Below are 18,489 nucleotides of genomic sequence, written 5' to 3'. Positions count from 1 at the left end.
TCAATTACTCCGGTTCGATGGTGGTGCGATGGCCGGTTCGCTTGGCGCTTCCTCACCGCCCGACAGCAGCAGCAGGTTGACACCATGCGCCTCGTAGCCCGCTTCGGACACCAGGATGTCCAGCGTCAGCGAGGCCAGGTCGTCCGCCACCGGATCGACATTGAGCTCGCGCTCCATGCGCACGATCTTGATGTAGTGATGGCACTCGTCGCACGTCTCGGCTTGCACCGATGCCTGCGACGCATCCTGCACCGCGCCATCCGTGGCCAGCGCCTCGAGTGAATGGTAGTGAATGCCCTTGGTGCTTTCGCAGTGGCTGCACTTGACCCGCACCATATGCCACTGCGCGGAGCACAGCGAGCAGTGCAGATAGCGGAAGTTGCTGCCGGTCTGGTCGACCCGCGTGATCGACGCGGTCGGCAGACTGCCGCAGCATGGGCAGGTCGTCATGTCGAGCGTGCGGCCGTACGGCTGCTGGCGCGCCGCGCCATACGCTTCCTGGATGGCCAGGACCATGTTCGTCCAGTACACCTGCAGACCGGCCGCCACCAGGGGTGCCGCGCTCATGTCCAGGCCGGCCGCGCCTTGCAGCAGCAGTTCGGCCTGGCCCTCGAGATGGTCGTCGCCCGCAGCCAGCAGGGCCTGCACGGCGGCTTGCGCCGGGCTGCCCGCGAGGCGCGGAACCAGCAGTTCCAGCATGCGGCGCATCGCGCCGCGCCAGACCGGATCGCGCGGCCACAGCGGCGCCGGGACCGGTGCCTGGGCGGCGCGCGCGGCGGCGGCCAGATCGTCCAGCGTCGGCAGCGTCACGGTCGGGTAATCCTGCAGCACTTCGTGCTGTACGGCGGCCAGTTCGGCAGCAAACAGTAAAAAGTCGTGCATCGCGTGCCCCGGCGCCAGCTGGCGCAGACGGGTCGCACGGGCGGAGAACAACTCGCGGCGCACCGGGAGTTGGATATACGGCATTTGCTCGCCAGCCCGGACAGCGATTTCTTCGGGGCTGAGCAGCTTTGAGGCTTTGGTAATGCTCATGGAAAGGATGCTTCCTATTGAATTCTTGCAACGGCAATACGGTTCAAGCTGCCAAAGAACGTCGTTCCCGCGGAGGCGGGAACCCAAGTGTGCCAGCGAATCGAACCGCATGCACACTGAGGTTCCCGCCTGCGCGGGAACGACGGTTTTGAAGCTGACTCAGAAGAGCAACAATACTACGTTAGCGCTTGTTGCGCTTGGCGTCCTCTGCCACTTCCTTGTACCACAGCGGGTGGTGCGACTTGGCCCAGTCCTCGTGCACCGTGCCACGGGTCATGGCGCGGAACGAGCCCTTGACCCAAATGGCGGCGTACACGTGCATGATCACGCTCAGCACCAGTGCCAGGGCCGAAGCCGCGTGCACCAGCATCGCGAAACGACGCAGCGGAATCGGGAAGAAGTCCGCGAACCATGGTTGCCAGAACATGAAGCCAGTGATCAACAGCAGCACCAGACTCACGGCAAAGATCCAGAACACGGCTTTCTGGCCCGCATTGTACTTGTGTACAGGCGGCATCGCGTGCTCGTTACCCTTGAGGAGTTCCGGCGCCTTCTTGACCCAGGCCGTATCGGTCTTGGTCCAGAAGTTGTCACGAACGACGGCGAAGAACAGGAACACGAAACCCAGCACCATCAGCAAACCGAAGAACGGATGCAGGATACGGGTCCACTGCCCACCGCCGAAGAACACACTGAAGAAGAACATCGACGGATGGAACAAGGCAAGGCCAGTCAATCCGGCGCAGATGAACAACAGAGCCACGGCCCAGTGGTTCATGCGCGTCATGTCGCGATAGCGAGTGATAAACATGGTCTTCTCCTTATACCCGTTCGTCGTCGCGCTGGTCGGGACCAGGCGTCGGCTGAACATCGGGTTCGTCGTGGTGCGTCTCGATCGGGCCGACCTTCATGTAGTGGAAGAAGCCGGCAACAGCAGCACCGACCATTGCAGCCACACCCAGCGGCTTGGCGATACCCTTCCACAGCGCCACGGTCGGGCTGATGGTCGGATTCTCGGGCAGGCCGGCATACAGGTTCGGCTTGTCCGCGTGCTGCAGCACGTACATCACGTGCGTGCCGCCCACACCGGCCGGGTTGTACAAACCGGCGTTCTGGTAACCACGTTCCTTCAGGTCGACCACGCGGTCACCCGCGTATTCGATCATGTCTTCCTTGGTGCCGAAACGGATGGCGCCAGTTGGACAGATCTTCACGCAGGCCGGTTCCATGTTCACTGCAACGCGGTCGGCGCACAGTGAGCATTTGTAGGCCTTCGAGTCCACCTTGCTGATGCGTGGCACGTCGAACGGGCAACCGGCGACGCAATAGCCGCAGCCGATGCAGTTCTCGCTGATGAAGTCAACGATGCCGTTCGTGTACTTGACGATCGCGCCCGGCGCCGGGCAGGCCTTCAGGCAGCCTGGCTCGTCGCAGTGCATGCAGCCGTCCTTGCGGATCAGCCACTCCAGGCGATCGCCCTCTTCCGCAGACTTGGTCACGACTTCCGAGAACTTCATGACGGTCCACGACTGTGGCGTCAGGTCGATCGGGTTGTCGTAGGTACCGTGGTTTTCGCCGATTTCATCGCGCAGATCGTTCCACTGCATGCACGCCACCTGGCATGCCTTGCAGCCGATGCAGCTGGACACGTCGATCAGCTTGGCGACTTCAGGCTTGTGCGTACGGGCCACCGGCGGTTGCGTGGTGGTTGCCGAACGCGCCGCAATATCGAGAGATTGTAATGAAGACATTGTTTAGACCCTTTCGATATTGACCAGGAACGACTTGAATTCCGGGGTCTGGGTATTGGCGTCGCCCACGAATGGGGTCAGCGTATTGACCAGGAAGCCCGGCTTGGCCACACCGACAAAGCCCCAGTGGTTCGGCAGACCCACTGTATCGACCTTCATGCCATCGCAATCGAGTTGCGGAATACGCTTGGTCACCAGGCACTTGGCCTTGATGAAGCCGCGCATCGACGACACCTTGACCATATCGCCATTCGTGATGCCCTTGGCCTTGGCCAGCTCTTCACCGATTTCCACGAACTGCTGTGGCTGGATAATCGCGTTGGAAACAACGTTCTTGGTCCAGTAGTGGAAGTGCTCGGTCAAGCGGTAGCTGGTCGCGACGTACGGGAAGTCTTTGGCCGTACCGAACGCTTCCATGTCGCCCTTGAACACGCGGGCCGCCGGATTGGCGCGGGCAAGCGGGTTTTTCGGGTGCATCGGATTGACCGGGAACGGCGATTCGAACGGCTCGTAGTGCTCCGGCAGCGGACCTTCGGCCATGCCGGTCGGTGCGAACAGACGCGCCACGCCTTCAGACGTCATGATGAACGGCTGCGTACGATTCTCTTCGGCCGGATCGGCGTCAGGACGGATGTCCGGAATATCCGAACCAGTCCAGGCCGTACCATTCCAAGAGATCAGGTTCAGCGCAGGATTCCACGGCTTGCCCGTCTTTGGATCGGTCGAGGCAGCGTTGTACAGCACGCGGCGGTTCGCCGGCCAGGCCCAGGCCCAACCCAGCGTTTGTCCGATGTTGTACGGGTCTGCATTGTCGCGGCGCGCCATCTGGTTGCCTGCCTGCGTCCATGCGCCGGCATACACCCAGCAACCGCTCGCGGTACTGCCATCGTCGCGCAGCACGCCAAAGCCCGGCACCTGCTCGCCTGCCTTCAGGATGAGCTTGGTCGGATCTTTTGCGTCATAGATGTCAGCGAGCGCCTTACCGTTGAATTCCTTGGCCAGCTCTTCGGCAGAAGGGCTGTGCGGAATCTTGTACGGCCACGACAGCTTGGTGATCGGATCCGAGAATGCACCGCCATCTTTCAGATAGAGGTTCTTCATGCGCGAGAACAGGTCAGCGATGATCTCGATGTCCGGCTTGCACTCGTACGGCGCTTCAGCGCCCTTCCAGTGCCACTGCAGCCACCGGCTCGAGTTCGACAGCGAACCGTCTTCCTCGGCGAAGCACGTCGTCGGCAGGCGGAACACGGTCGTCTGGATCTTGCTTGGATCGACGTCGTTCGACTCGCCGAAGTTCTTCCAGAACTCGGACGTTTCGGTGTTCAAAGGATCCATCGTCACCAGGAACTTCAGCTTCGACAGACCGGCGATTATCTTCTTCTTGTTCGGGAACGATCCGACCGGGTTGAAGCCCTGGCAGATGTAACCGTTCAATTTACCCTGACCCATCAATTCAAACGCCTGCAGCACGTCGTACAGCTTGTCGATTTTCGGCAAGTAGTCGAAGGCCCAGTTGTTCTCTTTGGTCGCGGCATCGCCCCACCAGGCTTTTTGCAGGCTGACGAAGAACTTGGGATAGTTCTGCCAGTAGCTCATCTGGTTCGGACGCAAAGGCTTCAGTGCGCGCGGCTTGTAGTACGTCTCGAGGTCCTGCTCCTTGTCGGTTGCCAGCGACAGATAGCCCGGCAGCGAGTTCGACAGCAGACCCAGGTCGGTCAGACCCTGGATGTTGGAGTGACCGCGCAGTGCATTCAGGCCACCGCCGGCGATACCGACGTTACCCAGGAGCAGCTGCATGATCGCGCCGGTACGGATGATCTGGCTACCCTGGCTGTGCTGGGTCCAGCCCAGTGCGTACAGGATCGTCATCGCACGGCCCGGCTGGGCAGTCGAGGCGATGTATTCGCAGACCTTCAGGAATTGCTTGACCGGGGTACCGGTGATCTTGCTGACCTGCTCAGGCGTGTAGCGCGAATAATGGCGCTTCATCACTTGCAGCACGCAACGCGGGTGCTCCATGGTCGGATCGACCTTGGCGTAACCGTCGTCACCCATTTCGTAGCCCCAGCTTTCATTGCTGTAGCGACGCTTGGCTTCGTCGTAGCCCGAGAACAGACCGTCCTGGAAGTCAAAGCCTTCGTTCACGATGAACGGGGCGTTGGTGTAGCTCCGGACGTATTCGGTCTGGATCTTGTTGTTGGTCAGCAGATAGTTCAGGACGCCGCCCAGGAAGGCGATGTCCGAGCCAGCGCGGATCGGTGCGTAATAGTCGCTCATGGCGGCCGAACGCGTAAAGCGTGGGTCGACCACGACCAGCTTGGCTTTATTGTGATGCTTTGCTTCAATAACCCATTTAAAACCGCATGGGTGTGCTTCAGCGGCATTGCCGCCCATGATCAGTACAACATCGGCATTCTTGATGTCAACCCAATGGTTGGTCATCGCTCCTCGTCCGAACGTCGGGGCCAGACCGGCCACCGTAGGTCCGTGTCAAACGCGAGCCTGGTTATCGAATACGAGCATGCCCATCGAACGCATCGCTTTGTGCGTGATGTAGCCCGTTTCGTTGCTCGACGCGGACGCGCACAGCATACCCGTGCTCGTCCAGCGATTGACCAGCTGGCCTTCGGCGTTGGTCGGAATGAAGTTCGCATCGCGGTCAGCCTTCATCAGGCCGGCCAGGCGCGTCATTGCCTCATCCCAGGAAACGCGTTTCCATTCGTTGGTGCCAGGTTCGCGGATTTCCGGGAACTTGAGACGGTTCGGCGAATGGATGAAGTCGAGCAAGCCGGCGCCTTTCGGGCACAGCGTACCGCGATTGACCGGGTGATCCGGGTCGCCTTCAATGTGGATGATGTCCGAGGTAACGTTCTTTGCGCCGTCGCCCAGACTGTACATCAGCAGGCCGCAGCCCACCGAGCAGTATGGACACGTGTTGCGCGTCTCCTTGGCTTTCGCCAATTTATAGTGCCGCGTCTCTGCCATCGCCGGCAACGGCGAGAAGCCGAGCGCGACGATGGTGGAGGCGGCAAGTCCCGCACCGCTTGCGCGGAGGAACTGCCTTCTGTTCATGCCCATCTAGATTCTCCTGCTAGTAATGGATTGCGCACATCAAAATGGAGCCAGCCAGGGTCGTCGCCCTGGCTTTCTTTCCATCCTGACCGTTACCGGAGCCACCATGCGCCGGTGTGCGCGCCGTTGGACTCGCCAGCAATTATTTTGCTGGCGGCGTCGCTGCCTGCGTGGTGGCGCCATCGCCACCCGTTGGTTCTGAAGCACCGCTGTCGCGGGGTTTGTTCGAGTCTGCATCCTGGCCGGCAACCATGCCGCCGATCGCGGTACCGCCTTCGGCAGGACCGGTTTCCGGCACGGCCGCTGGGGCGGTAGCCGATTCGGATTTCAGGCCTGCGTGCGGATCAATGGCTGCGCCATTCGGACCGGCGACGTCCGGCGTCTGCACCGGCGCGGTCGCTTCCTTTTTCTGGCACGCGGCCAGAGCGAATACGGCGGTCGCTACGATGGCTGCATTGCGCAGAGTAAGTGCTGTTTGTTTGATGTGAATCATTGCAATATCCATTGACTTAGAGATACAACTGAAAATATAGCGGAAATGCGGAACTACTTGAATAAGTATTTTACGCACAGCCGTTCGCAAAGGGTGACATTCCGTGAGTTTTGACCCGCTTTTATGACGAATATTTTCGTCAAAAGCGGATGTAAAGACTGTCTGGCCGCCAAATTGACGGTTTTATCGACATTTTTACTGTTTCCGCCCCGCTTTTTCGCGGCTAACAACCACCAGGCGGCGCTAGTGTAGCCTGCCTTCGCGCGCGTTGCAGAAGCGCGTCAAAATTGCGACTCTCACGTCGGAAATCGCTGCCACGTATCGCGCAATTGCTCAGCGTCAGCCGGGCATGCATCCACCACGCTCCTTACCCTATTCACATCAAACGACGCGACCGCGTCAAGTGCTATGTAGCAAAAATGGTATTTACCAACAGGCCATAACAAAAAATGGTTGCGCCTAACATTTAGTGTTATATTATTTTACAGCTTGCATGGACGCCGCCCCTACGCCCCTGACGAGCACGGTATTTCCAGCAGAGAGTCCCGGCAGATGGGCTCTTCACAACAAAGACGGAGACAACAGAATGAAGCATCTGAATCGATCGGCGATTGCCGTGGGCGTGGCACACCTGTGCTGGTTGTCCGCAGCGTTTGCCCAGGAAGCCGCCCCGGCCCCTGCCGAAGCGCAGGTCGTCAAAATCACCGGGCAACGTGCCGCACTCAACAGCGCACAGCAACTCAAGCGGAATTCGGACGAGGTCGTCGATTCGATCGTCGCCGACGATATCGGCAAACTGCCCGATAAATCGATCACCGAAGTCCTGCAACGCATCCCTGGCGTCACCATCGACCGCACCATGTCGCGCTCCGACCCGGAACACTTCTCGGTCGAAGGCTCGGGCGTATCGATCCGTGGCCTGACCTGGGTGCGCTCGGAACTCAATGGCCGCGATTCGTTCTCGTCCAATGGCGGCCGCGCACTGAGCTTCGAGGATGTCCCGCCAGAGCTGATGGCCGGCGTCGACGTCTACAAGAACCCGTCCGCCGAACAGATCGAAGGCGGCATCTCGGGCCTGGTCAACCTGCGCACCGCGCTGCCGTTCGACATCAAGGGCCAGCGCATTTCGGGCAGCGTCGAAGGCACGTACACCGAACTGAACAAGAAGAAGGACCCGGCCGGCTCGTTCATGTACTCGAACCGCTGGAAAACTGCCATGGGCGAATTCGGCGCCTTGGTCAACTTCGCCAGTTCGAACAGCAACACCCGTACCGACGCCTTCCAGGTCGAGCCGTACTACCCGGTGGCCAACGCCGAGCCGGGCCGCACGGTCTGGATTCCAAAAGGCGCGCAGTGGCGCACGCTGGACTTCGAGCGCAAGCGCCAGGGCGCCTACGCGGCACTGCAGTGGAAGCTCGACAACACCCTGCGCAGCCACATCACGTACTTCAAATCGAAGTACGACATGCAGTGGGACGAGAACGCCCTGTTCTCGGCTGAAGGCACCCCGACCAATCTGCGTGTCAGCAATGGTGTCTACGACGCGAACGGCGCGTTCCTGAGCGGCCAGATCACCAACCCGACCGATGGCGCCATCGAGTACGCCAACAACAGCCGCACCTCGACGCGCGACTCGTCGACCACCGACGTTGCCTGGAACATCGAATGGAAGCCAAGCCCGAACTTGACGTTCACTTCGGATATCCAGCACGTCAAGGCAAAGTCGGAAGGATTCGACTCGACCGTGGCGCTAGGCACACTGGTGCCGTCGCTGAACCTGGATCTGACGGGCAGCCATCCGAACATCCTGTTCAACGCCGCCGAGGCAGCGCGAATGAGCGACCCGGCCAACTATTTCTGGGCCTTTACCCAAGAACACCGCGACCGCAGCGTGACCGAGCAAAAAGCCTGGAAAGGCGACGTCAAGTACGAGTTCGATCATCCGGTGCTGCGTGACATTCGCTTTGGCGTACGTCTGACCGACCGCGATGCCAAGACCATCAACTCCAACCCAAGCTACAACTGGGTTGGTATCTCGCAACGCTGGATGATGCCATGGCAAATCAATCAGCTCGCTACGCTAAGCGACCCGCGTTTCAACGCGCCGACCACGGTCAACAACTTCCCGAACTTCTTCAACGGCGATGCCAGCGTCCCGGCGATCGTGTTCCCGGCCAAGGAACTCACTACTGGCTATCCGGGCACGTACGCCAATCTGCACAGCTTCCACGACGTACTGTGCACGCAGGCAGGTAATACCTGCACTCCCTGGAAAGCAGCCGTATTCGGCGAAGCCAATCCGTCAGGCGACAACGAGCAAGCCGAGAAGACCAAGGCGCTCTACACGCAGCTGCGCTTTGCTTTTGATGACTTGCGCATGCCGATCGACGGTAATGTAGGCGTCCGCTATGTCAAGACCGACAACAAGTCGTTCGGCTACACGGTGTACAACTCCACGTTCACCATTCCACCGGGCGGGACCACTGGTCTGGGCGTACCGGTCATCGCGCCATTCGCTGCGCGCGAGGACTACGAGAATAGCTACCACAACTGGTTGCCGAGCTTGAACCTGCGCATGAAGGCAACCGATCAGCTGCAATTCCGCTTTGCGCTCGGCAAGGGCATGTCGCGACCTGACTTCGGCCAGCTGCAGGCCTATACGACACTGAGCCAGAGCGTGACCAGTTCGACCACCGGCACTGGTGCCGCACAAGTCACCAACGTGACGTCGGTCGGCCATACGGGCGAATCGGTTGGCAATCCTCTGCTTCGCCCGGTCACTTCGCGCAATATGGACCTGACGGCGGAATGGTACTTCGCCCAGGCCGGTTCGCTGACCTTTGCCGTGTTCGACAAGCGCCTGAAAGACATCATCATCAAGCAGAACGCAAGCTATCAGCTAACCGATACGGCCGGCCGTGCAATCGATTTCAATGTTGCTACCCCAGTGAACGGCGCCCGCGGTACGGCGCGTGGTATTGAGATGGCGTACCAGCAGTACTTCGACAAGTTGCCAGGCTGGTTGTCAGGTTTTGGTGTGCAGGCCAACTACACGCACGTCAAGAGCAAGCGCGAGTTGTACAACCCGGTCTTCTCGGAATACTGCAGCAATGTCACGGGCGCGGCCAATATCAACCTGAACATCAACGGTTGCGACACCGATGGCCGCACCTTCGGCAACCTGCCGCTCGACTACCTGTCACGCAATTCGTTCAATCTGGCCGCACTGTATGACAAGGGCCCCTGGTCGGCGCGTCTGGCCTACAGCTGGCGTTCGAAGAGCCTGCTTGGTGTCAACAACAATGGCACCAACGGCACGAACGGTGTCGATACCAATCCGAACAGCGCGACATTCGGCCAGAACGTCATCGCCTGGGGCTTGCCGATCTGGGCCGACGACTACGGTCAGCTTGATGGCGGCGTCAGCTACAAGTTCAACGAGAACTTCCGCCTCGACTTCCAGGGCACCAACCTGACCGACGCGAAGTACAAGCAGATCATGACGCACCACATCGGCGACAAGGGCCGTGCCTGGTTCGTCAGCGGTCCGCGCTACAGTGTGCGTCTGGGCGTGTCGTTCTAAGTCGATGCCGATGTAATCCCGACGCCCGCTGACCTGCCGCCCCGCGCGGCAGGTCAGCGGGCTTTTTGCTTTTCCAGGAAAACCCGACCAATGCAAAGCTCGACTTTTTCGTCGCTGGACACGTTCGTCTTTTTTGTCTACTTCATCATCGTGGCCGGCTACGGCTTCTGGGTCTACAAGCGCAAGCAGCGCTCGGCCTCCGCCTCGCACGACTACTTCCTGGCCGAGGGCTCGCTGACCTGGTGGGCCATCGGCGCCTCGATGATCGCGTCGAACATCTCGGCCGAGCAGTTCATCGGCATGAGCGGCTCGGGCTTCAAGATGGGCATGGCGATTGCCGTCTATGAACTGATGGGCGCGTTCACGCTGATCCTGGTGGCCGTGTTCTTCATGCCGATCTACCGCCGCAACCGCATCTACACGATGCCCCAGTTTCTCGAACAGCGTTACGGCAGCACCGTTTCCACCGTCATGGCGCTGTTCTGGCTGTCGCTGTACGTCATCGTCAACCTGACCTCGATCCTGTACCTGGGCGCGCTGGCCATCGGCGCCATCGCCGGCATCGACGTCTGGACCTGCATGGTGTTCCTGGCCGTGTTCGCCGTCATCATCACGCTGGGTGGCATGAAGGTCATCGGCTACACCGACGTGATCCAGGTCCTGTGCCTGGTGCTCGGCGGCCTCGTGACCACCTGGCTCGCACTCGACCTGGTCGCGCAGAACAATGGCGGGGGCGGCGTGATGGCCGGCTTCAACCACCTGCTGGGCGTGGCGCCGGATCACTTCGACATGGTGCTCACGCGTGACAATCCGAATTACCTTGACCTGCCTGGCGTATCGATCCTGATCGGCGGCATGCTGATCGTGAACCTGAACTACTGGGGCTGCAACCAGTACATCATCCAGCGCGCGCTGGGCGCCGACCTGCACACGGCGCGCAAGGGCATCCTGTTCGCGGCTGGCCTCAAGCTCCTGATGCCGGTGATCGTCGTCCTGCCGGGCATCGCCGCGTTCGTGCTGCACCAGCAGGGCGTGCTGGGCGCATCGATGGGCGTGGGCGCCGACGTCAACCCGGACCGCGCCTACCCGGTGCTGCTCACGCTGCTGCCGACGGGCCTGAAAGGCATCGCGTTTGCCGCGCTGACAGCGGCCGTGGTCGCTTCGCTGGCCGGCAAGGCCAACAGCATCGCCACCATCTACACCTTCGACATCCACAAGAAAGCCTTCAACAAGGGCATCTCCGAACAGCGCATGGTCTGGATCGGCCGCGTGACCGTGGTCGTGGCCATGCTGCTGGCGGTGCTGATCGCCCCATTCATGGGCATCGACAAGAAAGGCGGCTTCCAGTACATCCAGGAATACACGGGCTTCGTCTCGCCCGGCATCCTGGCCATGTTCCTGATGGGCTTCTTCTGGCGGCCGGCCACGGCCAGCGCGGCGATGTTTGCCACGGTCGGCGGCTTCCTCGGCTCGATCATCCTCAAGTTTTTGCCCGGCCTGATGGACCTGTCGTTCCTGGCGCCGATCGGTTTTGCCGTGCCAAACAGCGCCGGCATTTACGAGATCCCGTTCGTGGACCGGATGGCGATCGTGTTCGTCGCCGTCGTCGTCGGCATGGTCATCATCAGCAAGCTGTGGCCAAAGGCCGGCCTCGAGCAGAGCAAGGGCGTCGAAGTCGAAGCGTCGATGTTCAAGGTGCAGCCGGGGTTCGCGTTCGGCGCGACCGTCATCTGCATCGCCCTGATCGCGATCTACAGTGCGTGGTGGTAGGCTCACGCCGCGGTAACAACGTACCAATACAAAAACAGACATACAAGGAGACACACATGCATCCAGCTCTGCCCTTCGGCCGTTCGGCCATCGCCCTCGCCGCCGCCCTCGCCTTCGGTGCGGCGCATGCTGCACCAGCCGCTGCGCCGACTGCAGCGCCAACTGCTGCACCGGATGCGGCGCAGCAGCGCGCCGCCAAACTGGTGGGCCAGATGACGCTCGATGAAAAGATCGGCATGGTGTTTGGCTACTTCGGCACCGAATTCAAAGGCCAGAAAGCGCCCACCGGCGCCCTGCCCCAGTCGGCCGGTTTCATCAAGGGCATCGAGCGCCTGGGCATCACGCGGCAGTGGCTGACCGATGCCGGCATCGGCGTGGCCTCGCAGCCGGGCAAGGATGCGCGCGAGCGCACATCGCTGCCGGCCGGGATTGCGACGGCCGCCACCTGGAATCCGCAGCTGGCATTCGAAGGCGCAGCGATGATCGGCAAGGAAGCGCGCCTGTCGGGCTTTAACGTGATGCTGGGCGGGAGCGTGAACCTGGCGCGCGAGCCGCGCAATGGCCGCAACTTCGAGTACACAGGCGAAGACCCGCTGCTGGCCGGGATCATGGCTGGCGAACAGATTCGCGGCGTGCAGTCCAACCACGTCGTCTCGACGCTCAAGCACTACGCGTACAACGACCAGGAAACGGGCCGCAACCACCTGAATGTCAAGATCAACGATGCCGCGGGCCGCATGTCCGATCTGCTGGCGTTCCAGATCGCGATCGAGCGCGGCGACCCGGGCTCGGTCATGTGTTCGTACAACCGCATCAACGGGCCGTATGGCTGCGAGAACGACCACCTGCTCAACAAGGTGCTCAAGGGCGACTGGGGCTACAAGGGTTACGTGATGTCCGACTGGGGCGCGGCCCACTCGACGATTCCGGCTGCGCTGGCGGGCCTGGACCAGCAGTCGGGCTACCCGTTCGACAAGTCGCCCTACTTCGACGGCGCGCTGAAGGAAGCCGTCGAAAACGGCCATGTGCCGCAGGCCCGCCTGGACGACATGGTGGCCCGCATCCTGTGGGCGCTGGGCGCGCACGGCGCGCTGGATCATCCGGTCAAGGTCCAGGCCAAGGACATCGACTACACGGCCCATGGCAAGATTTCGCAGGCGGATGCGGAAGAAGCCATCGTCCTGCTCAAGAACAAGGGCAATGTGCTGCCGCTGGCAAAGGACGTGCAGCGCATCGCCATCATCGGCGGGCACGCCAACAAAGGCGTGCTGTCAGGCGGCGGCTCGGCGCAGGTCTACCCGCGCGGCGGCATGGCCGTGCCAAACGAAGGCCCGGCCGCCTGGCCTGGCCCGATGGTCTACCTGCCAGGCTCGCCAATGAAGGCGCTGGCGGCGCGCACCAAGGCCAAAATCACCTGGCACGATGGCAAGGACGCTGCAGCAGCCGCGAAAGTGGCGGCGAATGCCGACGTGGTGCTGGTGTTCGCGACGCAGTGGACGTCTGAAGCGGCCGACGTGCCAACGCTGGCGCTGCCGAACAACCAGGACGCGCTGATCGCGGCCGTGGCCAATGCCAATGCCCGCACCGTCGTCGTGCTGCAAACCGGCACGCCAGTATTGATGCCGTGGGTGAACGACGTTGCCGGCGTGGTTGAGGCCTGGTACCCAGGCACGAACGGCGCCGAAGCCATCGCGCGCGTGCTGACGGGCGAAGTCGATGCGTCGGGCCGCCTGCCGCAGACGTTCCCGCTGGCCGAAAACCAGCTGCCGCGTCCCAAGATCGATGGCATCGACCTGCCGAAGGACACGCGCTTTGACGTCGACTACGACATCGAGGGCGCCGCCGTCGGCTACAAATGGTTCGACCTGAAAGGCCACAAGCCGCTGTTCGCGTTCGGTCACGGCCTGTCGTACACGAGCTTCAAATACACGAACCTGAAGGCCGACGCGACAAACGGCAGCATCCGCGTGAGCTTCAATGTGGCCAACAGCGGCGCGCGCGCCGGCAAGGCGGTGCCGCAGGTGTACGTGTCGAAAGTGGGCGCCGGCTGGGAAGCGCCCAAGCGCCTCGGTGGCTGGGACAAGCTGGCACTGGACGCCGGCGCAAACCGCACCAGCGAAGTAACGATCGATCCGCGCACGCTGGCAGTGTTCGACGGCGCCAGCAACCGCTGGAAGATCGCCGCCGGCGACTACCGCGTGATCCTGTCGACAGCGGCCGATGCGCCGGTATCGACGGTGACGGTGCGCCTGCCGGCGCGCGAGTTTTCCGCCGGCGCGCGCTGATTGCGGAACTGCACGAACGCCGCCTGAAAGTCTGACCGCCCGTGGCCTGCCAGCAGCGCTCGCTTGACCCGCAGCGCGACCGCGAGAGGTCGGCGATCCTGCACGCCATCGCCAGCCGTTTTGCCGATGCGGAGCTCGAGCTGGGCGCGGTTGCGCATGGCGCTGGCGTAAACCGCAACAAGGTCAACGAGGTGCTCAAGGCCGAACTGGGTTGCACGTTCACCGGTTACCTGAACCGGTTGCGCCTGACCGAAGCAGCCCGCCTGCTGGCCGAACGCGATTCGGCCAGCATCACCGACATCGCCTATACGGTCGGCTACAACCACGTCTCGTACTTCAACAAGCTGTTCAAGCTCGATTATGGCTGCACGCCGAAGGCGTTTCGGGCGCAAGCGCATCGCACGCCGATCTGCCCCTCGCCCACATCCGGAGAAAAGACCCCATGAAGCACACGATTACCACCATGACGCTGGCGACGCTGCTTGCCCTGCCAGCGATGTCCCAGGCGCAGCAACGCAACATCGACCTCGATGTCACCCAGGTCAAGGGCCAGCTCGATCGCATGTTCAACCTGTCCGTCGGCGCCGGCCGCGCCAACGAGGGCTTGCGCGCCGACTGGCAGCAGCAGCTCGCTGAACTGCGCAAGGACACGGGCTTTCGCTACATCCGCATGCACGGTCTGCTGAGTGACGACATGGCCGTCTTCCGCATCGATGCGCAGGGCAAGGAGCAGTACAACTTCCAGTACGTCGACGCCCTGTTCGACTACCTGCAGAGCGTCGGCATCAAGCCGTTCGTGGAACTGGGCTTCATGCCATCCGCGATGGCCAGCGGCACCAAGACCATCTTCTGGTGGCGCGGTAATGTCACGCCACCACGCGACTACGCCCAGTGGGAACGCCTGATCAAGGCGCTCACCACGCACTGGACCGAGCGCTATGGCAAGGCCGAAGTGGCAAGCTGGTACTTTGAAGTCTGGAACGAGCCGAACCTGGATGGTTTCTGGGCCGGCACGCAGGACGAGTATTTCAAGCTGTACGCGCACGCCGCGCGCGCCGTCAAGAGCGTCGACGCGTCGTACCGCGTGGGCGGCCCGGCTACTGCGGGCGGCGACTGGATCCCCGAGATGATCGGCTACGCCAGCAAGAACCGTGTGCCGCTCGATTTCGTCTCCACCCACTCGTATGGCGTGAACCAGGGCTTCCTCGACGAATTCGGCACCACCGGCACCGTCCTGAGCCCCGACCCGATGGCCGTGACCCACGACGTGCTCAAGAACCGCAAGGAGATCGCGGGCTCCAGCATGCCGAAGCTTGAGCTCCACTACACCGAATGGAGCTCGTCGTACACGCCGTCCGATCCGACCCACGACAGCTACCACCAGCCAGCCTACATTCTGAGAAAGCTCAAGCAGAGCACTGGCGCCGTACAGTCGATGTCGTACTGGGTGTTTACCGACATCTTCGAGGAAGCCGGTCCGCGCTTCGAAGCTTTCCACGGCGGCTTCGGCTTGATGAACACGCAGGGCATCAAGAAACCGGCCTATTTTGCCTACCAGTTCCTCAACCAGCTGGGCGATCGTGAACTGAAGAACACGGACCAGGATTCGACGGCGACGCTCGACGACAAGGGCAACGCCCAGGTGCTGCTGTGGGACTACTCGCACACGCTGCCGGCGGGGATCAACAACCAGCAGTACTTCATCAAGGACCTGCCGCCGAAGTCGAAAGGCCAGGTCAAGGTGGCGATGCGGGGCCTGAAGCCCGGCGCCTACACGATGACGGTCTCGCAGGTGGGCTACAAGCAGAACGATGCGTTCACCGCGTATATCGGCATGGGCTCGCCCAAGCAGCTGACTCGCCCGCAGGTCGCTGCATTGAAAGCGACGGCGACCGGGAAACCGTTGAAGCAGCAACCGGTGACGGTCGGGCGCGATGGCGTGTTCAGCACTGCCTTGCCTTTGCGCGAGAACGATGTCTATCTGCTGCAATTGAACGCGGTGCGGTGACACCGTGAGTGGATTGGCGCGCTGACGCTGACTATAAAAACGAGGACACACGATGCACCACGATTCAAGCAACAGCCGGCGCAGGTTCCTGGCCACGGTAGCTGTCGCGGGTGCGGCGCCTGCATTGTCATTCGCCGCCACCGCGCGCCCCCTCTACAAGAATCCCGCCGCACCCGTGCCGAAGCGGGTCGACGACCTGTTGGGGCGGATGACGCTGGAAGAAAAGATCGCGCAAATGGATTGCGTGTGGGCCGAAAAAGGCAAGGTCGAAGACAACGGCGCCTTCTCGGCCGCCAAGGCCGCGAAGGTCTATCCGACCGGCGTGGGCATGCTGGCACGGCCGTCGGACCGGCAGGGTAAATCCGACGCCGGTGGCGCTACAGCGGCCGGCGACGACGGCGCGCGGCCGAACCGAGGCGCACTGGAGACGGCAAACTACGTGAACGCCGCGCAGAAATGGGCACTCGAACAGACGCGCCTGGGCATTCCCATCTTCATGCACGAGGAAGCGTTGCACGGTTACGCCGCGCGCGATGCCACCTCGTTCCCGCAGGCGATCGGACTGGCATCGTCATTCGACACGGACCTGGTCACGAACGTGTTTTCTGTTGCGGCCCGCGAGATGCGCGCGCGCGGCGCGACCTTCGCGCTGGCACCCGTGGTGGACGTGGCGCGCGAACCGCGCTGGGGCCGCATCGAGGAAACCTTTGGCGAAGACCCGCACCTGTGCGCGGAAATCGGCAAGGCGGCCGTGATCGGCTTTTCCGGCACGTCGCGCCAGCTCGCAAAGGACAAGGTGCTGACGACCCTGAAACACATGACGGGCCACGGCCAGCCGGAATCGGGCACCAACACCGGCCCGGCCGAAGTGTCCGAACGCACACTGCGCGAGGAATTCTTCCCGCCGTTCGAACGCATCGTGCGCGAGACCACGGTGGCCGCGATCATGCCGTCGTATAACGAGATCGGCGGCGTGCCATCCCACGCGAACCGGTGGATGCTGCACGATGTCGCACGCAAGGAATGGGGCTTCAAGGGCGTGATGGTGTCTGACTACATGGGCATCAAGGATCTGGTCACGCGCCACATGATCGCCGCCACGCCGAAGGAAGCGGCCTGGTACGCGGCGAAAGCCGGCGTGGACATTGAAACGCCGGACGGCCACGCCTACCGGCACCTGGCTGAACTGGTCAGGGAAGGCAGGATCGCCGAAACTGACATCGATGAGATGGTGCGCCGCATTCTCGAACTGAAGTTTTACGCCGGCCTGTTCGAAAATCCCTATGCCGATGCCAAAAATGCCGATGCTCTGACGGCCACCGCCAGTCACGTGGCACTGGCGCGCGAAGCGGCCACGCGCTGCGTGGTGCTGCTCAAGAACGACAAGGGCCTGCTGCCGCTGCAGCCAAAAAAGGTAGGCAAGCTGCTGCTGCTCGGTACACACGCGAAGGATACGCCGATCGGCGGCTATTCCGATGTGCCCCGAAAAGTGGTGTCAATTCACGAAGCGCTGGCCGCAGAAGCGAAGGCGCAGGGCTTCGGCTTCGATTACCGCGAAGGCGTGCGCATCACCGAAGAACGCATCTGGGGCAAGGACGAGATCCGCTTCACGGCGCCAGAAGTCAATGCGCGCTTGATTGCCGACGCGGTGGAAGCGGCGCAGTCGGCCGATACGATCGTCATGGTCCTTGGCGACAACGAGCAGACGAGCCGCGAAGCGTGGGCCGATGGGCACCTGGGCGACCGCGCCACGCTGGACCTGATGGGCCAGCAGAACGAGCTCGCGAAAGCCATCTTCGACCTGGGCAAGCCCACCGTGGTATTCCTGCTCAACGGCCGGCCGCTGTCGATCAACCTGCTCGCCGAGCGCGCCGACGCGATCGTCGAAGGCTGGTACATGGGCCAGGAAACAGGCCATGCAGCGGCCGACGTGCTGTTCGGGCGGGCCAACCCGGGCGGCAAACTGCCCGTGTCAATCGCCCGCAGCGTGGGCCAGCTGCCGATCTTCTACAACCACAAGCCAACGGCGCGGCGCGGCTACATCGACGGCAGCACCAAGCCCCTGTTCCCGTTCGGCTTCGGCCTGTCGTACACCAGGTTCGATATCGCCGCGCCGCGGCTGACGAAGGCGACCATCCGGCCGGACGAAGCCACGCAGGTCGAGGTGGACGTAACCAACATTGGGTCTGTCGCCGGCGACGAAGTCGTGCAGCTCTACATTCGCGACGATATCTCGTCCGTGACGCGCCCGGTGCTGGAACTGAAGGCTTTTCGTCGCGTGACCCTGAAGCCGGGAGAGAAACGCACGGTGGTGTTTGACATCCGGCCAGCCGACCTGGCGTTCTACAACATGGACATGAAGCGCGTGGTCGAGCCGGGCAGTTTCACCATTCACGCGGGGCCGGACAGTGTGCAGCTGAAGTCGGTGAAGCTGCTGGTGTCGTGATGTGGCAGAAGCCGGCCCGTCGCATCAGGATCGGGTTTGGATAATGTGC

11 protein-coding genes are annotated in these 18,489 nt (G+C 62.0%); 6 read left to right on the top strand and 5 right to left on the bottom strand.

Going from position 1 to position 18,489, the window contains the following annotated elements:
- From fdhE to NX775_RS00290, 5 genes are all read right to left on the bottom strand, one after another.
- Positions 1 to 1,032, bottom strand: a complete 1,032-nt coding sequence (gene fdhE, locus NX775_RS00310; RefSeq protein WP_258834164.1) for a formate dehydrogenase accessory protein FdhE — start codon at positions 1,030 to 1,032, stop codon at positions 1 to 3.
- A 181-nt stretch (positions 1,033 to 1,213) separates the two neighbouring features.
- A complete protein-coding gene (locus NX775_RS00305) occupies positions 1,214 to 1,843 on the bottom strand; it encodes a formate dehydrogenase subunit gamma (RefSeq protein ID WP_258834163.1) in 630 nt (209 codons plus the stop codon).
- Between the two features lie 10 nt (positions 1,844 to 1,853).
- Positions 1,854 to 2,783 carry a formate dehydrogenase subunit beta gene (gene fdxH / locus NX775_RS00300; protein WP_258834162.1) on the bottom strand — a complete coding sequence of 310 codons (930 nt, stop codon included), beginning with the start codon at positions 2,781 to 2,783 and terminating at the stop codon, positions 1,854 to 1,856.
- A gap of 3 nt (positions 2,784 to 2,786) precedes the next feature.
- Positions 2,787 to 5,861, bottom strand: a complete 3,075-nt coding sequence (fdnG, locus tag NX775_RS00295) for a formate dehydrogenase-N subunit alpha (protein ID WP_258834161.1) — start codon at positions 5,859 to 5,861, stop codon at positions 2,787 to 2,789.
- Between the two features lie 136 nt (positions 5,862 to 5,997).
- Complete coding sequence (locus NX775_RS00290; RefSeq protein ID WP_258834160.1) at positions 5,998 to 6,348, bottom strand: hypothetical protein; 351 nt, start codon at positions 6,346 to 6,348, stop codon at positions 5,998 to 6,000.
- A 586-nt stretch (positions 6,349 to 6,934) separates the two neighbouring features.
- On the opposite strand from NX775_RS00290, the gene NX775_RS00285 reads away from it, so the two are divergent.
- The 6 genes from NX775_RS00285 (at position 6,935) to NX775_RS00260 (ending at position 18,440) form a co-directional block, all read left to right on the top strand.
- Positions 6,935 to 9,931: a TonB-dependent receptor gene (locus NX775_RS00285; protein WP_258834159.1), complete on the top strand. Its 2,997-nt coding sequence runs from the start codon at positions 6,935 to 6,937 to the stop codon at positions 9,929 to 9,931.
- 90 nt (positions 9,932 to 10,021) lie between these two features.
- A complete protein-coding gene (locus tag NX775_RS00280; RefSeq protein WP_258834158.1) occupies positions 10,022 to 11,701 on the top strand; it encodes a sodium:solute symporter family transporter in 1,680 nt (559 codons plus the stop codon).
- A gap of 56 nt (positions 11,702 to 11,757) precedes the next feature.
- Entirely contained in the window at positions 11,758 to 13,986 is a 2,229-nt protein-coding gene (locus tag NX775_RS00275; protein WP_258834157.1) for a beta-glucosidase family protein, read from the top strand.
- 41 nt (positions 13,987 to 14,027) lie between these two features.
- Positions 14,028 to 14,432: a helix-turn-helix domain-containing protein gene (locus NX775_RS00270; RefSeq protein ID WP_258834156.1), complete on the top strand. Its 405-nt coding sequence runs from the start codon at positions 14,028 to 14,030 to the stop codon at positions 14,430 to 14,432.
- Positions 14,429 to 15,994 (top strand): GH39 family glycosyl hydrolase, encoded by a 1,566-nt coding sequence (locus tag NX775_RS00265; protein WP_258834155.1) that lies wholly within the window; start codon positions 14,429 to 14,431, stop codon positions 15,992 to 15,994. The genes NX775_RS00270 and NX775_RS00265 overlap by 4 nt, the downstream gene beginning before the upstream one ends.
- Before the next feature lie 52 nt (positions 15,995 to 16,046).
- Positions 16,047 to 18,440: a glycoside hydrolase family 3 N-terminal domain-containing protein gene (locus NX775_RS00260; protein ID WP_258834154.1), complete on the top strand. Its 2,394-nt coding sequence runs from the start codon at positions 16,047 to 16,049 to the stop codon at positions 18,438 to 18,440.
- Positions 18,441 to 18,489 lie beyond the last annotated feature (49 nt).

Source organism: Massilia aurea, assembly GCF_024753205.1.
GTDB lineage: Bacteria > Pseudomonadota > Gammaproteobacteria > Burkholderiales > Burkholderiaceae_D > Telluria > Telluria aurea.
Note: the sequence above shows the minus strand (reverse complement) of the source record. Positions and strands in the feature narration are given on the sequence as shown.